Source organism: Robertkochia aurantiaca, assembly GCF_020166495.1.
In the GTDB taxonomy this organism is placed as follows: domain Bacteria; phylum Bacteroidota; class Bacteroidia; order Flavobacteriales; family Flavobacteriaceae; genus Robertkochia; species Robertkochia aurantiaca.
Genome location: NZ_JAINZS010000006.1, coordinates 346,484 through 361,914 on the forward strand (window position 1 = coordinate 346,484; position 15,431 = coordinate 361,914).

The 15,431-nt window shown below is 47.8% G+C and carries 10 protein-coding genes; 3 read left to right on the plus strand and 7 right to left on the minus strand.

What is annotated here, in order from left to right; all coding sequences use genetic code 11:
• Positions 1 to 366 precede the first annotated feature (366 nt).
• From metG to K7R10_RS12780, 3 genes are all read right to left on the minus strand, one after another.
• Positions 367 to 2,445, minus strand: coding sequence for a methionine--tRNA ligase (gene metG / locus K7R10_RS12770; RefSeq protein WP_224485110.1), 2,079 nt, complete (start codon positions 2,443 to 2,445; stop codon positions 367 to 369).
• A 96-nt stretch (positions 2,446 to 2,541) separates the two neighbouring features.
• Positions 2,542 to 4,212, minus strand: coding sequence for a DUF1501 domain-containing protein (locus K7R10_RS12775; RefSeq protein WP_224485111.1), 1,671 nt, complete (start codon positions 4,210 to 4,212; stop codon positions 2,542 to 2,544).
• A gap of 6 nt (positions 4,213 to 4,218) precedes the next feature.
• Positions 4,219 to 5,664 carry a DUF1800 domain-containing protein gene (locus tag K7R10_RS12780; protein ID WP_224485112.1) on the minus strand — a complete coding sequence of 482 codons (1,446 nt, stop codon included), beginning with the start codon at positions 5,662 to 5,664 and terminating at the stop codon, positions 4,219 to 4,221.
• A gap of 237 nt (positions 5,665 to 5,901) precedes the next feature.
• On the opposite strand from K7R10_RS12780, the gene K7R10_RS12785 reads away from it, so the two are divergent.
• Both K7R10_RS12785 and K7R10_RS12790 read left to right on the plus strand, forming a co-directional pair.
• Positions 5,902 to 6,261, plus strand: coding sequence for a YraN family protein (locus K7R10_RS12785; protein ID WP_224485113.1), 360 nt, complete (start codon positions 5,902 to 5,904; stop codon positions 6,259 to 6,261).
• Positions 6,262 to 6,335: 74 nt separating this feature from the next.
• The gene (locus K7R10_RS12790; protein WP_224485114.1) at positions 6,336 to 6,992 is read left to right on the plus strand and encodes an aspartate kinase; all 657 of its coding nucleotides are present in this window, start codon (positions 6,336 to 6,338) and stop codon (positions 6,990 to 6,992) included.
• Between the two features lie 11 nt (positions 6,993 to 7,003).
• Here the strand turns inward: K7R10_RS12790 and mfd are convergent, their stop codons facing one another.
• The 4 genes from mfd to K7R10_RS12810 form a co-directional block, all read right to left on the minus strand.
• Positions 7,004 to 10,318, minus strand: a complete 3,315-nt coding sequence (gene mfd / locus K7R10_RS12795) for a transcription-repair coupling factor (protein ID WP_370631317.1) — start codon at positions 10,316 to 10,318, stop codon at positions 7,004 to 7,006.
• A gap of 185 nt (positions 10,319 to 10,503) precedes the next feature.
• The gene (locus tag K7R10_RS12800; protein ID WP_224485116.1) at positions 10,504 to 11,775 is read right to left on the minus strand and encodes a metal-dependent hydrolase family protein; all 1,272 of its coding nucleotides are present in this window, start codon (positions 11,773 to 11,775) and stop codon (positions 10,504 to 10,506) included.
• 30 nt (positions 11,776 to 11,805) lie between these two features.
• The gene (gene galE, locus K7R10_RS12805; RefSeq protein WP_224485117.1) at positions 11,806 to 12,822 is read right to left on the minus strand and encodes a UDP-glucose 4-epimerase GalE; all 1,017 of its coding nucleotides are present in this window, start codon (positions 12,820 to 12,822) and stop codon (positions 11,806 to 11,808) included.
• Between the two features lie 4 nt (positions 12,823 to 12,826).
• Entirely contained in the window at positions 12,827 to 13,978 is a 1,152-nt protein-coding gene (locus K7R10_RS12810) for a DegT/DnrJ/EryC1/StrS family aminotransferase (protein ID WP_224485118.1), read from the minus strand.
• Between the two features lie 98 nt (positions 13,979 to 14,076).
• Here K7R10_RS12810 and K7R10_RS12815 point away from each other — a divergent pair, with 98 nt between their 5' ends.
• Positions 14,077 to 15,327: a 3-deoxy-D-manno-octulosonic acid transferase gene (locus tag K7R10_RS12815; RefSeq protein ID WP_224485119.1), complete on the plus strand. Its 1,251-nt coding sequence runs from the start codon at positions 14,077 to 14,079 to the stop codon at positions 15,325 to 15,327.
• Positions 15,328 to 15,431: the final 104 nt, after the last annotated feature.

The window sequence follows — 15,431 nt, forward strand, 5'->3', positions numbered from 1 at the left end:
TACTGATCTGAAAGGGTTATTTATTACGACGGCCCATCCGGAAGTGGGATGTTTTTTGGTACAGACACGATGTTAACGACCCCTTCCGCTTTTGCCTTTGGCAAAACCACCTTCCCCTGACCAGGGGAAGGAGCTTGTATTATTATATTGCCGGGTACGTGATTTTACGCTATGATATTGCTTTTTCAGAAATAATCTTCCTCTATCAAAGGATAAGGAGTCGCACGAAATTCAATTATAACCATCTGCTTATTTTCTGAGGTTATAACGAAATCACAGCCACTTATGCCATTCAAAAAGCAGGTCGACTACCTTCCTTGAAAAGGTGAGGGTAGTCATACCTTTTAAAATAGGATTGGATATTTTTTAACTGATGATGGTCCCATTGGTAACTCCGGCTTCGTCAGGATTTACGAATACCAGTTTACCCTCCTTGTTTTCGGTCATCAGGATCATTCCCTGGCTTTCGACACCTCTGAGTTTGCGGGGTGCCAGATTCACCAGAACGGTAACCTGTTTTCCGATGATGTCTTCGGGTTTGAAGCTCTTCGCGATACCTGAAACCACCGTGCGGGTGTCTATTCCCGTATCAACCTTTAAAACCAGTAGCTTATCGGCCTTGGGCATTTTTTCGGCTTCGATGATCGTGCCTACCCGCAGGTCCATTTTAGTGAAATCATCAAAGGTGGAGGTTTCTTTTTGAGGTTCAGCGGTTTTGTTCGCAGCTTCGTTCATCTTTTTGGTGTTTTCCAGTTTTTCGAGTTGTTCACTAACGTCTTTGTCTTCTATCTTACTGAAGAGCAATTCAGCTTTTCCGAGCACAGTACCTGATGGGATCAGGGCTTCTGCCTCAGTAACAGCCTTCCAGTCGGGAGTGAATTCCTTTTCCGGACTGAGCATGGCTTTCAGTTTGGCTGAGGTAAAAGGGAGCAGGGGTTCGCTGACCACGGCAAGTGCGGCAGTAATCTGAATGGCGACATACATAATGCTTTGTACCCTTTCAGGATCGGTTTTGATCTGTTTCCAAGGCTCTTCATCGGCCAGGTATTTGTTTCCGAGGCGGGCAAGGTTCATCAGTTGCTGACTGGCCTCTCTGAAGCGATAATTTTCTATGGCCTTTCCGATCAGGGCGGGTGCCTTTTGCACCTCTTCCAGGGTTTGCCTGTCGATCTCCTGCAGGGAACCGGCTTCGGGAACCTTCCCGTCATAGTATTTCTGAGTCAGTACCATCACGCGGTTCACGAAGTTTCCGAAGATGGCTACCAGCTCGTTGTTGTTCCTGGCCTGAAAATCCTTCCAGGTGAAATCGTTGTCTTTTGTCTCCGGGGCATTTGCAGTGAGAGTGTACCGAAGTACGTCTTCACGCCCGGGGAAATCTTCCAGGTATTCATGCAGCCATACCGCCCAGTTCTTGGAAGTTGAAAGCTTTTGTCCTTCAAGATTCAGAAATTCGTTGGCCGGTACATTCTCAGGCAGCACATAGTCGCCATGGGCATGAAGCATGACCGGGAATATCACACAGTGAAAAACGATATTGTCTTTTCCTATGAAATGAACAAGTTTGGTGTCTTTATCTTTCCAGTACGGCTCCCAGTCTTTTCCTTCTCTCTCTGCCCATTCTTTGGTAGAGGAGATATAACCGATAGGAGCATCGAACCATACATATAAAACCTTGCCTTCTCCGCCTTTCACCGGAACGGGAATCCCCCAGTCAAGGTCACGGGTAACCGCCCTGGGTTTCAATCCCTCATCGATCCAGCTTTTAACTTGTCCGTACACATTGGGTTTCCAGTCTGCCTTATGGCCAACCAGTATCCATTCTTTCAGGAAGTCCTGGTAACGGTCAAGCGGTAAAAACCAGTGTCTGGTTTCTCTGAGTACGGGCTTGCTGCCGGTAATGGTCGATTTCGGATCGATAAGATCGGTGGCGTTCAGCGAGCTTCCGCAGCTTTCGCACTGATCACCGTAAGCCTCGGGATTGCCGCATCGCGGACAGGTACCTGTAACAAAACGGTCTGCCAGGAATTGATGGGCTTCTTCGTCATATAACTGCTCGGTAACCTCTTCAATAAAATCATCCTGACCATGCAGTTTGGTGAAGAAGTCTGAAGCGGTCTTATGATGAACCGGAGCTGAGGTGCGTGAATAATTGTCGAAAGCGATACCAAAACGCTCAAAGGAATCCTTTATCAGGGAATGGTATTTGTCGATGATCTGCATGGGGGTGACCCCTTCTTTTTTAGCCTTCATCGGAATGGCGACCCCGTGTTCGTCACTTCCGCATATAAAGGCGACATCATGACCTTTTAGTCTGAGGTATCTTGCGTAGATATCTGCCGGCACATAAACCCCGGCCAGGTGTCCTATGTGTATGGGCCCGTTGGTGTATGGCAGGGCAGCAGTGATGGTATAACGTTGATGGTTCTGCGTGCTTTCTTTTGACATTATGCTTATCGATTAAGCCACAAAAATACACAATTTACGGGCAGAACTGCTAACGGGAAAGCTTCGAAGTTTTACAGGGTTCTTCCTCAGGAAAATCTAAGAGATCACCACCGATTTGCTGTAGATCTTACCTCCCATCGAAATGCTGTAGATATACTGTCCGCGGCTCAGTTGGGCACCGGTCGCCTGTTGCAGGTCCAACTTATGCCTTCCTTCTGTGACCATCTCATTTCTAAGGGTTCCGATATTTTGCCCCAGTATATTGAATAAGCGTACCACCAGGTGTGCTGCCTGCGGTACTGTATAATTGATATATACAGCTTTATCAGGTCCGTAGGAAGGGAAATGCTCGAAAGTGATCCCATCTTCCTGTGGAAGGGGTTCTTCGGCCAGATCGTCTTCCGACGGAACTTCACCACTTTCAATAATGGTATTATCATCGGTGGAGCAGGGAAGTCCCAGTCCGAGTAGGGTGGAAGGCCGTCCTAAAAGGGCTGTTGAGACCAGGTTGCGATCGATGCAGAGCCACTCTGCCATTACAGAGGCGTAAACGTCTCTGAAGTCGACGGTGTGCTGCATGTTCCCGCCCCGAATGAGTTGATCGAGCGCCGGATGCTCCCCGATAAAGCCCTGACCTTCTATTCCGGGTCCGAAGAGCATAACCGGTGCGGCTGTACCGTGATCGGTACCATAAGAGCCATTTTCGAATACCCTTCTTCCGAATTCAGAAAAGGTCATGCTCAAAGCACGTTTCTCCATCCCGGTGGCAGCCAGGTCCTGGTAGAAGGATTTTACGGAATCAGACAGTTCAGTAAGAAGCGCCTTATGACGCTCCGGTTGCGCAGAATGAGTGTCAAAACCTGAAATACTGACCATGTATATCTTGGTTCCCAGTCCGCCCTTTATGAGTCTGGCAACAGTTGCGAGCTGCCTTGCGAGTGATCCCTGGGGATATTCCACAGCATTGTTCGCCGGCTGGAAAGCATTGAAAATAGTACCGGAATATTCATAGGTAGTATTTATGGAACCACGCAGAAAATACAGTTGATCTTCGTAAGTACAATCGGGTATCAGATCGGTCAGGCTGTGTACCACACCTTCCTCTGCGATACGCTCAAGCTCCGTGACATTATTGATGGTAAAGGCATAATTGACATCGTCACCCTGAAAGATCAGGTTCCCGATATTTCCAACTTGTATCGCTGCAGGGTCGGGCGGCGGATTTAACAGGTAATTGCTGAAATCTCCGTGATTGTCAAAATACCTGCCGAACCACCCGGTCTGGGTATCATTGTTCGTATCGGTAGAGGCGAAGATATCTGAGGAACTGAAATGAGAAAGATTGTGATTCTCATAACCGACCCCGTGTACGACCTTCATGCCCCCTTCACCCCATAACGGCTGCAGGCCTTCCATGAAATCGGGCATATAGAAATCATCATTCAATCGCAGCAGGTTGTTGAAGGGAATATGGATCTTTGGTCGGAACTGGGCATATCGGTCAAAATCGTAGACCGGAACAATGGTGTTGAGCCCGTCATTCCCGCCGTTCAGTCTTATAAGGACTAATATCTTATCGTTTTCTGAAGTATTCAAAGCGGCAGTCAGTGGAGAAGGTCGAGAGGCAGAGAGCGCATTTCCTCCCAATAGCATAGAGCCTGATCCTGCCAGTCCGAGGGCTTGTAAAAAGGCTCTCCGGCTCCATTTTTCATGCTCTTCATCATGTTTCTGCCTGTTATTGTCAGGGGTGAAATCGGAAATACACATAGCCGCTTATTTAAGTTGAAATTCTGGTTGTTTGATCAGGTGTTGCAACAACATGAACACCTGTGAGGGAACTTCCATCCAGGTAAGGTTCCATGCGCCGCTTTCGAAGTACTGGGGTTGTATGATGCTTTTAAATATATCTGAGGTGATACCGTAATCTTCTTCAGAGTGAAAACCTTTCGGCAACAGGCTGTCGGTGATCGTTCGGCTGATCAGGTCGGGGTCGTTATTGCTGTATCCGCCCATCAGGTCTACTACAAAGGTTCTGAATTGCTCTTCGTCGGCAGCAAAACGGTCGTTAAGGTAAAACTCCAGCATTTTCCAACGTCCCAGCAGGGTGCTGGGTCCGATCCATTTTCTGTCCCGCTGCCAGCCGGCCACATCGACAGGGTTAAAAAAGTCCTGCCCGATAATTCTGCAGATATTGGCCCCGTCGTTCAGGGTGAGGTCGTCGTAGGCAAACCCCGTTTCCCTTATGAATCCGAGAAAGATATCGTAATGGCTTTTGATGATAACGCCCCTTGCTTCAGGGTCATAGAAATGAGCTGAAGCGAATAACTGCTCTAAAACGGGGGCCAGTTCAAAGTTTGCACTGACCATGGTGTTTGCCAATGCATTGGTGATCTCAGGTATCTGCGTCGGATTCACAAAGAATTCGTAAAGCTTTCCGCAGATAAACCCGGCAATAAGTTCTCCCTTTTGAGCGAACAGGATATCTATCACATCGTCATAATTCCAGTTTCCGGTTTGTTCGAATATGGTCTTGGTGCCGGTATCAAAGCTGTTCTCGTTAAAGACGATCGCTCCGCATCCCTCCTGCCTGTCTGTATAACCGGTGAGGGCCCTGGCTGTTTCCTGTATGTCTGCTTCGGTATACCCGTTTCCTTCTCCCAGGGTGAACAGCTCATAGAGCTCGCGGGCATAATTTTCGTTAGGTCTGCCTTTCCCGCTCTGTAAACCATTCAGATATACCAGCATGGCCGGTGAAAGACCGATCTCATGTACAAAAGTCTTGAAGTTTCCCAGCGAATGGGTTTGCAGGGTTTTGAAATATTGATAGAGGTAAGACGGACAGTTATACTCTCTGTATTCTGTTACGAAGTGATTGAACCAGAAAAAGCTCAGCCGGTCTCTGAGGTCATTGCTGATAAGCTGGTTCAGGTATGTGGTGCTGAAGTCATTGTAATGCTCCCTTTTCAGAGCGCCGTTGTCATCGGGATAAAAGGTATTATCCCAGAATGCCCATTCAGGTTCTGGTAATAGTGGCTTTGAGATGGCTTCCTGTATTTTTTCGGCAGCGAGCTGTGAGGCATTCTTTCCCAGGTGTTGCTGCAGGTTGTTATGGTTGTCTCCAAATCCCGTACGTCTGAAAAAATGTGCCAGGTCGTCAATAGTTAATGCTTGCTGGTACGGAGCCAGGGAACTCAGATTACAGTTGGTAGTCTCAAACATGGGCAGGTCAGCTTCTTTGGGTTGATCGGTATAAGGGACTTCAGTTATTTCTTAGTTATATACGGCCGCAAACCGCCGGTCAGATGGCAGTTAAAGTAAATAATATTTGTCGATTATTTGTATGGTTCCAACGTTAAATTACTAATATTCTGATCATTGCATCTATATTTGTTGTGAATTCCTTCAAAAAGTATATAAACTTTCTTCCTGTTGGGGTAAGACTTTTTTAAAAGATCTATGGCTGTTCACAACCAATACGGAAAACTGGCTGAGTCCCTGGCCTGTGATCTGGTGATTCAAAAGGGGTACACTGTTCTGGAACGGAATTACAGATTTGACCGTGCGGAAGCCGACATCATTGCTCGCGACGGTGACCGCCTGGTTTGTATCGAGGTGAAGGCACGCTCAAGGTTGAAATACGGACTTCCTCAGGAAGCTGTCACGCGCAGCAAGATCAGGCAGCTGGTAAAAGTTATGCACCATTTTGTCACCGAACGTGATATCAAACAAGAGGTACGTTTTGATATCATTGCGGTGTCGGGGAAGGGTAAAACCCTGGAGATCGAGCATATAGAAGATGCATTTTATTACTTTTAATTGTTGTATTTGTAACTTTAAGTTTGAAATTTACCATACTTTTGTGTTTTAAGTGATAAAAATCCTGAGATACCATGAAAACCATCTCTTCTGTTGTAGAGAATTACATCAAATCGAAACCTTTTCTTCAGAGTGCTCTTTCACAGGGTATTATTAATCTTACCTCGCTCTCAAGAGTGATAAAGCCGGATATTGAAGTGAAGCTGGGCAAGGAAGTGAGGAACGGTGCTATTGTCATGGCACTAAAAAGGCTTTCGAGCGATCTTGAATTCAGAAGTACACACAGGATCCTGAAAGTGCTTAAAAATCTTGGGGAAATCACAGTGAGGTCCTCGCTTACCGATTATACATTCCTGATCTCAGACACCATTATGAGCCGGCAGGCCGAATTGCTCAAGCACATCGATAACCAGGATGTGTTCTATACGTCTTCACGCGGGGTGAATGAGATCAACATAGTGGTGAGTGATACCATGAATAAAACGGTCGAAAAGATCTTCGAAAAGGAAAAATGCACCCGCAAGGAGAGCGACCTGTCTTCTATAAGTGTGAAGCTTCCGGAAGATAACGTCAATGTTCCGGGGGTATATTACTTCATTTTCCAGCGACTTGCATGGGAAGGGATCGGTATCAATGAGGTGATCTCGACCACTAATGAATTCACCATTATCGTACAGGAAGCTCAGATCGATAAGGCCTTCCGTGTCATCAAAGACCTGAAGTCGCTGTAGCGTCTGCCCGATCAGGAACTTTCCGTTACTCCGACCTTTCCGGTGACCATCTGCATCACTTCGAGAGCTTTGTCTATACTGGTGATCTTATCGAAAGTCAGCAATAAGCGCAGTCCGTTTCGGGTCTGCTTTTCTTTGATGCGGCAAAGATCAGGTCTTGTCTGGACAAATTGCAGTACACGACTGAAGGTTTTTCCCTGGTAGAAGGAGCTTTGCTGATCAGCTACGAAATATCCCACCAGTTTCCCTTTTTTCAATATGATCTTTTCCAGTCCGCAGTCGGCGGCCATCCATTTGATCCTGACGCTGTTCAGCAGATCGACCGCTTCTGGAGGCAGCGGACCAAAGCGATCGGTAAGCCTGTTTTCGTATTCCTGAAGAGCTTCTTCGTTATCGATGCTGCTCAGTTCATTGTAGAGCTTCAGTCGCTCGGTGATGGAGTTGATATAATGATCAGGGAATAGCAGTTCGAAATCGGCATCTAGCTGAGTGTCTTTTACGTAGACCTTCTGGTCTTTGTCTGTCTCATACAGTTCAGCAAATTCGTTCTCTTTAAGCTCTTCTATGGCCTCCTGCAGTATCTTCTGGTAGGTATCAAAACCTATCTCGTTGATAAATCCGCTCTGTTCTCCTCCCAGAAGGTCTCCGGCACCCCTGATCTCAAGATCTTTCATAGCGATATTGAAGCCGCTTCCCAGGTCGGTAAACTGTTCAAGGGCCTGAATGCGTTTCCGGGCCTCTTCGGTCATGGCTGAATAGGGAGGGGTGATAAAATAGCAGAACGCTTTTTTATTGCTTCGACCCACCCTGCCACGCATCTGGTGAAGGTCGGAGAGTCCGAAATTATTCGCGTTGTTGATGAAGATAGTGTTGGCATTGGGTACGTCAAGTCCGCTTTCCACAATCGAGGTGGAAACCAGTACATCAAACTCTCCGTTCATAAAGGCCAGCATCAGTTTTTCCAGTTTTTTGCCGTCCATTTGTCCGTGCCCTATCCCGATCTTGGCATCGGGAACCAGCCTTTGGAGCATCCCGGCCACCTCTTTGATGTTTTCTATTCGGTTGTGAATAAAGAATACTTGTCCGCCCCGCTGTATCTCATACACCACGGCATCTCTGATGCTTTCTTCACTGAATCGTATCACATGACTTTCGATAGGATAGCGGTTAGGCGGGGGAGTGGTAATGACAGACAGGTCTCTGGCGGCCATCAGGCTGAACTGCAGGGTTCTTGGAATAGGTGTTGCCGTTAGGGTAAGCACATCGACATTCTCTTTGATGGTCTTGAGCTTGTCTTTAACCGCCACACCGAACTTCTGTTCTTCATCGACCACCAGCAATCCCAGGTCTTTGAATTTTACATTCTTGTTCACCAGTTGGTGGGTGCCAATGATGATGTCAACTTTTCCTTCGGCAAGCCGCTCGAGTGTTTCTCTTTTTTCCTTGGCGGTTCTGAACCGGTTGAGGTATTCGATAGTGACCGGCATATCGCTCAGTCGCTCGCTGAAGGTTTTGTAATGCTGGAAAGCCAGAATGGTGGTGGGTACAAGTACAGCCACCTGTTTGTTATTGTCTACGGCTTTAAAGGCTGCCCTGATTGCGACTTCGGTCTTTCCGAAACCTACATCACCACATACCAGCCGATCCATGGGCTGTTCCTTTTCCATGTCTGCCTTTACATCATCGGTAGCCTTGCTTTGATCGGGGGTGTCTTCGTAAATGAACGACGCCTCCAGTTCATTTTGAAGGTAACTGTCGGGAGCATACTGAAAACCTTTTTGAAGCCTGCGTTTGGCATAGAGCTGTATGAGATTGAAGGCGATCTCCTTGACCCTTGATTTGGTCTTTTTCTTCAGGTTCTTCCATGCAGCCGATCCCAGTTTGTAGATCTTGGGTGGCTTGCCATCCTTGCCGTTATATTTCGATATTTTGTGCAGGGAGTGAATGCTCACGTAGAGGATATCGCGATCACCATAGATCAGTTTAATAGCCTCCTGAATTTTTCCCTCAACCTCGATCTTCTGTAGTCCGCCGAACTTGCCGATCCCATGATCGATATGGGTGACATAATCGCCCACCTCCAGGTTGTTGAGTTCCCGTAGGGTGATCGCCTGCTTTTTAGCGTAGCCGTTCCTGATGTGAAATTTATGGTAGCGTTCGAATATCTGGTGATCGGTATAGCAGGCAATTTTTAGGTCCCGGTCAATAAATCCCTGGTATAGCGAGAACACCACGGTTTGATAATGTACGTCTTGTTCCACATCTTCAAAGATGTCGTGAAAGCGCTTCGCCTGCTGTTCACTCACACAGAACAGGTAATTGGTATAGCCCTCCTCATGATTCTCGTTCAGGTTATTGATGAGCAGTTCAAATTGCTTGTTGAAAGAAGGTTGGGGCAGGGTGTTGTGCCTGATCTCGGTTTTCACCGAGCCCGGAGTGGTGCCGGTTCCGAGATAGACCAGGGAAAAGGCCTCAAGGTCTTGTTCCATCTGCGGACCATGGCAGAACAAGGCTTCAGGGGCATCATGCTTCAGAGTGTCTGACAGTTCCCCGAAGGCTGTTTCGGCTTTACGGAAAAGGGATTCAATGCGGGCCAGTAACATCTCCCTGTTCTGTACGAAGACCACGGTCTCGTTCTTGATGTATTCCAGAAAGCTCACACGGGATTCCTGGGTGAGCTTGTCTTCGACATTTGGTATGAGATTGATCTTTTTATGTTGCTCCTTTGATAACTGTGTTTCCACATCGAAGGTTCTGATACTGTCGACTTCATCTCCGAAAAATTCGATACGATAAGGTTCGTCGTGAGAGAATGAAAAAACATCAACGATCCCACCCCGCACAGAGAACTCGCCGGGTTCGGTTACAAAATCAACTCTTCTGAACCGGTATTCGAACAATACCTCGTTCAGGAAATCGAGCGAAAGCTCATCGCCGACCTTTATTTTCTGGGTGTTCTTTTCCAGTACCTGTTTGGTGACCACCTTTTCGAAAAGGGCGTCGGGATATGATACGATTATGGCCGGCTTACGACGGGAATTGATGCGATTGAGCACTTCTGCTCTGAGCAACACATTCGCATTATCGGTCTCTTCGATCTGGTACGGCCTTCTGTAGCTGCCGGGGTAGAACAGCACCCGGTCTTCTCCGAGGAACTGTTCCAGATCATTGAGGTGGTATGCAGCCTCTTCCTTGTCGTTGAAAAGAAGCAGAAACGGCTTTTCAACTTCTTCGAAGGTATTGGCGATCACCATGGAGAGTGATGATCCAGCCAGACCTTTAAGGTTGGTTTGGGTCTTGCCTTCCTCCTTAAGCCTGTTGAGCAGTTGTTGGTGGAGGGGAGCGTTCTTGTAACGTTGTAAAATAGATGCTACGCTCAAAATATCATTGATTTGTGCAAAGATACCATACTCAGACGAATCACGGGAAAAATGATAGCTGCCGGGATATCAAAAAAAAAGCCTGTTGCTAAAAACAGCAACAGGCTTTTTTTGTGATCTGGTATTCAGGATCATTCTTTGATGACCTGTCCGTCTTTCATGACGAAAACCACATTTTCCAGTGTTTGTATGTTTTCGGTGGGGTCTTCTTCCACAGCGATAATGTCTGCGAGGAATCCTTCGCCTATCTGCCCCAGATTCTCAGATTCATTCAGGATCATGGCATTGGTGGTGGTTGCCGACTGTATAGCTTCCATCGGAGACATTCCTGCCTCTACCATAAAGCCGAATTCCCTGCCGTTGGTGCCGTGTTCAAATACCCCTGCATCGGTACCAAAGGCGATGCCTACTCCTTTTTCATAAGCCTTTTTAAAAGTGGCCTGGATTTTAGGCCCTATCTCCAGAGCTTTCTTAGCGATCACTTCCGGGAAGTATCCTTCTTTTTTTGCGTTCTCGGTTACCACTTTTCCGGCTGTCATGGTCGGAACCAGGTAAGTGTCATATTCCTTCATCAGGTCCATGGTCTCTTCACTCATCAGGGTTCCGTGTTCTATGGTCTTTACGCCTCCTTTGATCGCCCGCTGCATACCTTCGTCACCATGGGCATGTGCAGCTACATGAAAACCGTAGTCAGCGGCCGTCTCGCAGATCGCTTTGACCTCCTCGAGGGTGAATTGAGGGTTTTGGCCGTTCTTGGCAACACTAAGCACACCTCCCGTTGCGGTGATCTTGATCAGGTCTGCCCCGTTCTTATATCGCTGCCGTACCGCCTTGCGGGCATCGGCCACGCCGTTGATCACTCCTTCCTTTGGTCCCGGATCACCTGCCAGGTCGGCGCGGTATCCGTTGGTCGGATCGGCATGACCTCCGGTGGTTCCTATCGCCTTTCCGGCAGTATAGATGCGCGGACCAGTCACTTTTCCTTTGCTGATGGCGTCGCGAAGTGCGATGTTCACTCCCGAACCACCCAGGTCCCTTACGGTGGTAAAGCCGGCATTGAGCGTGCGTTGGGCTATCTCCTGAGCGTTGTATGCCACATCGGCCTGGTTCAGGGTGAATGTCTCAAGGTACTGCCGCGGATTGGTCTCCCCTTCGATATGTACATGAAAATCGATAAGCCCCGGTAATACCGTTTTGTCTTTCAGGTCGATGCCGGTGTCGGCATCAGCGGCATTCAGATATCCCTTTTTGACCCCGGTGATGCGGTTTCCTTCAACGATTACCGTTTGTTCGTTCAGCACTTTTCCGTTACGGGTGTCTATCACCTTTCCACAGTGCAGATAGGTCTTTTGGGCAAAGGTTGTGCTGCTGATAAGCAGCAGGAGTAATAAGAGTCGTTTCATAAGTTTGGTTTAGGTGGTTATGCAGATGGTTTAATTTCTGATCTTTTGCTCCCAGAGCCAGGCAGAGGCCATGGCTTCATCGAGGGTTGATTCAGCCTTCCAGTTCAGTTGTTTGTTCGCGAGCGAGGTATCGGCAAAGGCAGCAATAACGTCTCCCGGTCTTCTGTCGGCAATCTGGTAATTCAGCTTGTTTCCGGATACCCGTTCAAAGCTTTCGATGACTTCCATTACAGTACTGCCGGTACCGGTCCCGATGTTGAAGACCTCATAATTCGAATCGGATTTTTTCTTCAGCAATCGCTCAAGGGCTGAAACGTGCGCTTTGGCAAGGTCGACCACATGAATATAATCCCTGATACAGGTACCGTCGCGAGTCGGGTAATCATTGCCGAAAACCGAGAGTTTCTCCCTGATACCCGCGCCGGTCTGCGTAATAAAAGGTACCAGGTTCTGAGGCACTCCTATTGGCAGTTCCCCAATAGCGGCTGAAGGATGAGCTCCTATCGGGTTAAAATATCTCAGGGAAATAGCTGCGATCTGTTCATTTACGCGGGTAGTGTCTCTGATGATCTCTTCCCCGATCTGTTTGGTGTTTCCATAGGGTGATTCTGCCGCTTTTACCGGAGCATTTTCTGTAATGGGCAACTCATCTGCCTGTCCGTAAACCGTGCAGGATGAACTAAAGATAAAATTAGCCTGTTCCAGCTTAGACAGCTCCTGTAATACGTACACCAGGGTGTTGATGTTGTTTTCGTAATACAGAAGGGGGTTTGCTACGCTTTCTCCCACAGCTTTGGAAGCTGCAAAATGAATGACCCCATCGAGGTCTTTGTGTTTTTTAAACAGGGCAGAGACCGCAGACTTGTCACGCAGGTCTGTTTTTTCAAATTCCGGTGCTTTTCCAGTGATCTCTGTGATGCCTTCCAGTACCTTCAGGGAAGAATTGGAAAGGTTATCGACTATCAGTACTTCAAAACCTCTTTGCTGTAGTTCCACAACGGTATGTGAGCCGATAAAGCCCAGTCCGCCGGTAACGAGTATCTTCATGTGATCAGTTTAAGAAATTGCGTATGGTCTGCGCAATATAGTCAATTTGTTCATCATCCAGTTCACTGTGCATGGGCAGGGAGATCACCTCTTTTACCAGTTGGTTGGTCACGGGGAAATCTTCTTCCCGGTACCGCTCATCGCGATAGGCCTTCTGGCTGTGAAGCGGGATGGGGTAATAGATCCCGTGAGGGATGTCTTTTTCTGCCAGGTGCGCAGCCAGTTCGTCTCTTTTTCCGTTGGTGATACGAAGGGTGTACTGATGAAAAACATGGCAGTCGCAGGTATCACAGATAAAGGTACAATTGTTGGCCAGCTGCGGAATGATAATATCCTGGTGTCCGTTCAGGGCTGCATTGTATTTTTTGGCGGCATTTCTTCGTCGTTGGTTGTAGGCGTCGAGCTTCGGAAGTTTGGCCCTCAGTACTGCTGCCTGCAGGGAATCCAGCCGGGAGTTCACGCCCACCACATCGTGATGGTATCTCTCGTACATTCCGTGGTTTACGATACCTCTAAGGGTATGCGCGAGATCGTCATCATTGGTGAAGATTGCTCCTCCGTCTCCGTAGCATCCGAGATTCTTGGAAGGGAAGAAGGAGGTCGCAGCTACATGACCTATGGTGCCCGATTTCTTTTTTGAACCATCGGCTGAGGTATAGGTTGCCCCGATACCCTGGGCATTGTCTTCGATCACGTAGAGATCGTGCTCCCGTGCGATTTCCATGATGCTGTCCATATCGGCACACTGACCGAACAGGTGTACCGGCACGATGGCCTTGGTCTTAGGGGTGATGGCTTTTCTGATCGCCTCCGGATCGATATTGAACGAATCGGGTTCGACGTCGACCAGAACCGGGGTGAGTTGCAGCAGTGCGATCACTTCGACTGTCGCGGCAAAGGTGAAGTCTGCCGTAATGACCTCGTCACCGGGTTTAAGTCCAAGCCCCATCATGGCTATCTGTAGGGCGTCGGTTCCGTTGGCGCAGGGGATCACGTGCTTCACACCCAGGTAATCTTCCAGTTCCTTCTGAAAGGAACGCACCTGGGGGCCATTGATGAATGCTGCTGATTCGAGTACTTCTTCAAAGGAATTCTGTACTGTGTCTTTTATTTCTTCGTATTGACTTTGGAGGTCAACCATTTGTATCTTCCTCATGCAACTGGATCTTTTCGAAATTAGTTTGACACAAAATTACGTAACTGCGGGTAATGAAATAGCAGAAAGAGCCTTATTTTAGCGTCAAACTCACAAAAGTGTTGCTGATCTACAACTTCTTTATACGGGTGGTGGCGGTCTTTTTACCGGCCACTTCTCTTTTCAGCCGTAAGATGAAACTTTTTAATGATGGTCGCCGCACGGTACTGTCTTACCTGCGTGCCAATGTGCGTGCAGGCGACAGGATCATCTGGTTCCACGCTGCTTCTCTGGGAGAGTTCGAGCAGGGTTTGCCCGTTATGGAGCAGGTGCGAGCTGATTTTCCCGAACACAAGATCCTGCTGACCTTCTTTTCTCCATCCGGGTACGAGGTGCGTAAGAACACCAAAGCCGCCGACCTGGTCACTTACCTCCCACTTGATACGCCGGGAAGGGTTCGTAAGTTTCTGGACCTGGTGAACCCTGATATGGCCATCTTTATCAAGTACGAGTTCTGGCCGAACTACCTGAAAGCTCTTGATCAGCGAAACATTCCGGTACTGCTGGTCTCGGCCATCTTTCGTTCTTCCCAACCGTTTTTTAAGTTTTACGGCGGAATGTTCCGAAGGTCTTTAAGAGCCTTCGAGCAGATCTTTGTGCAGGATAAAAACTCCGAAGACCTGCTTCAGGAGATCGGGTTCGACAATGTAACCGTCAGCGGGGATACCCGTTTCGACCGGGTTACAGAAATTCTGGAAAGAGATAATCATCTCGGTTTTATGGAGCGCTTTAAAGGGAAAAGACGATGTTTCGTGGCGGGCAGTACCTGGCCTGAAGGCGAAGATATGCTGGTGTCGTATATCAATGTTAGGCAGGATGAGGAAATATGTTTTGTGATCGCACCGCATAACATCAAAGATTCGGCGGTTGAGAATCTTATGCGACGTCTCAAAGTACCTGCCGTCTGCTATACCCGTATCGAAAAGCAGGAGCTCTCAGAATACCGGGTGCTCATACTGGATACGGTCGGGTTGCTCACCCGTGTTTACAGCTATGCAGACCTTGCTTATGTAGGGGGCGGGATGGGAAATACCGGCCTGCACAATACCCTGGAACCCGCCGTTTTTGGAATCCCGGTGCTGATAGGACCTAATTATTCCGGATTTCGCGAAGCGGAAGAACTGGTTCGTCTGGGAGGGATCACCGTGGTCGACGGAGCCGATTCATTAAAAATTACGGCAGATTCTATGTTGTCTAATGAGTTGGAAATGAAACGAAAAGGAGCATTGTGTTCAGATTATGTGAAAAAAAACGGGGGTGCCATAATCCAAATCGGGGATTATATACGTAATTATTTCAGTAATTTTTAACTTTTTCTCATAAAATACTCAGAAAAATTGTTAATGATTATTTGCGAAGAAAGGAAATATATCGTTTTTTCGTACAGCAACATTTAAGTAAAACTAAAACACAA

What these genes read in the sequence shown, in the direction of transcription:
- metG (WP_224485110.1), bottom strand. Translation starts at nt 2,445, where the DNA reads ATGTCAAAAGAAAGCACGCAGAACCATCAACGTTATACCATCACTGCT.
- K7R10_RS12775 (WP_224485111.1), bottom strand. Translation starts at nt 4,212, where the DNA reads ATGTGTATTTCCGATTTCACCCCTGACAATAACAGGCAGAAACATGAT.
- K7R10_RS12780 (WP_224485112.1), bottom strand. Translation starts at nt 5,664, where the DNA reads ATGTTTGAGACTACCAACTGTAATCTGAGTTCCCTGGCTCCGTACCAG.
- K7R10_RS12785 (WP_224485113.1), top strand. Translation starts at nt 5,902, where the DNA reads ATGGCTGTTCACAACCAATACGGAAAACTGGCTGAGTCCCTGGCCTGT.
- K7R10_RS12790 (WP_224485114.1), top strand. Translation starts at nt 6,336, where the DNA reads ATGAAAACCATCTCTTCTGTTGTAGAGAATTACATCAAATCGAAACCT.
- K7R10_RS12800 (WP_224485116.1), bottom strand. Translation starts at nt 11,775, where the DNA reads ATGAAACGACTCTTATTACTCCTGCTGCTTATCAGCAGCACAACCTTT.
- galE (WP_224485117.1), bottom strand. Translation starts at nt 12,822, where the DNA reads ATGAAGATACTCGTTACCGGCGGACTGGGCTTTATCGGCTCACATACC.
- K7R10_RS12810 (WP_224485118.1), bottom strand. Translation starts at nt 13,978, where the DNA reads ATGAGGAAGATACAAATGGTTGACCTCCAAAGTCAATACGAAGAAATA.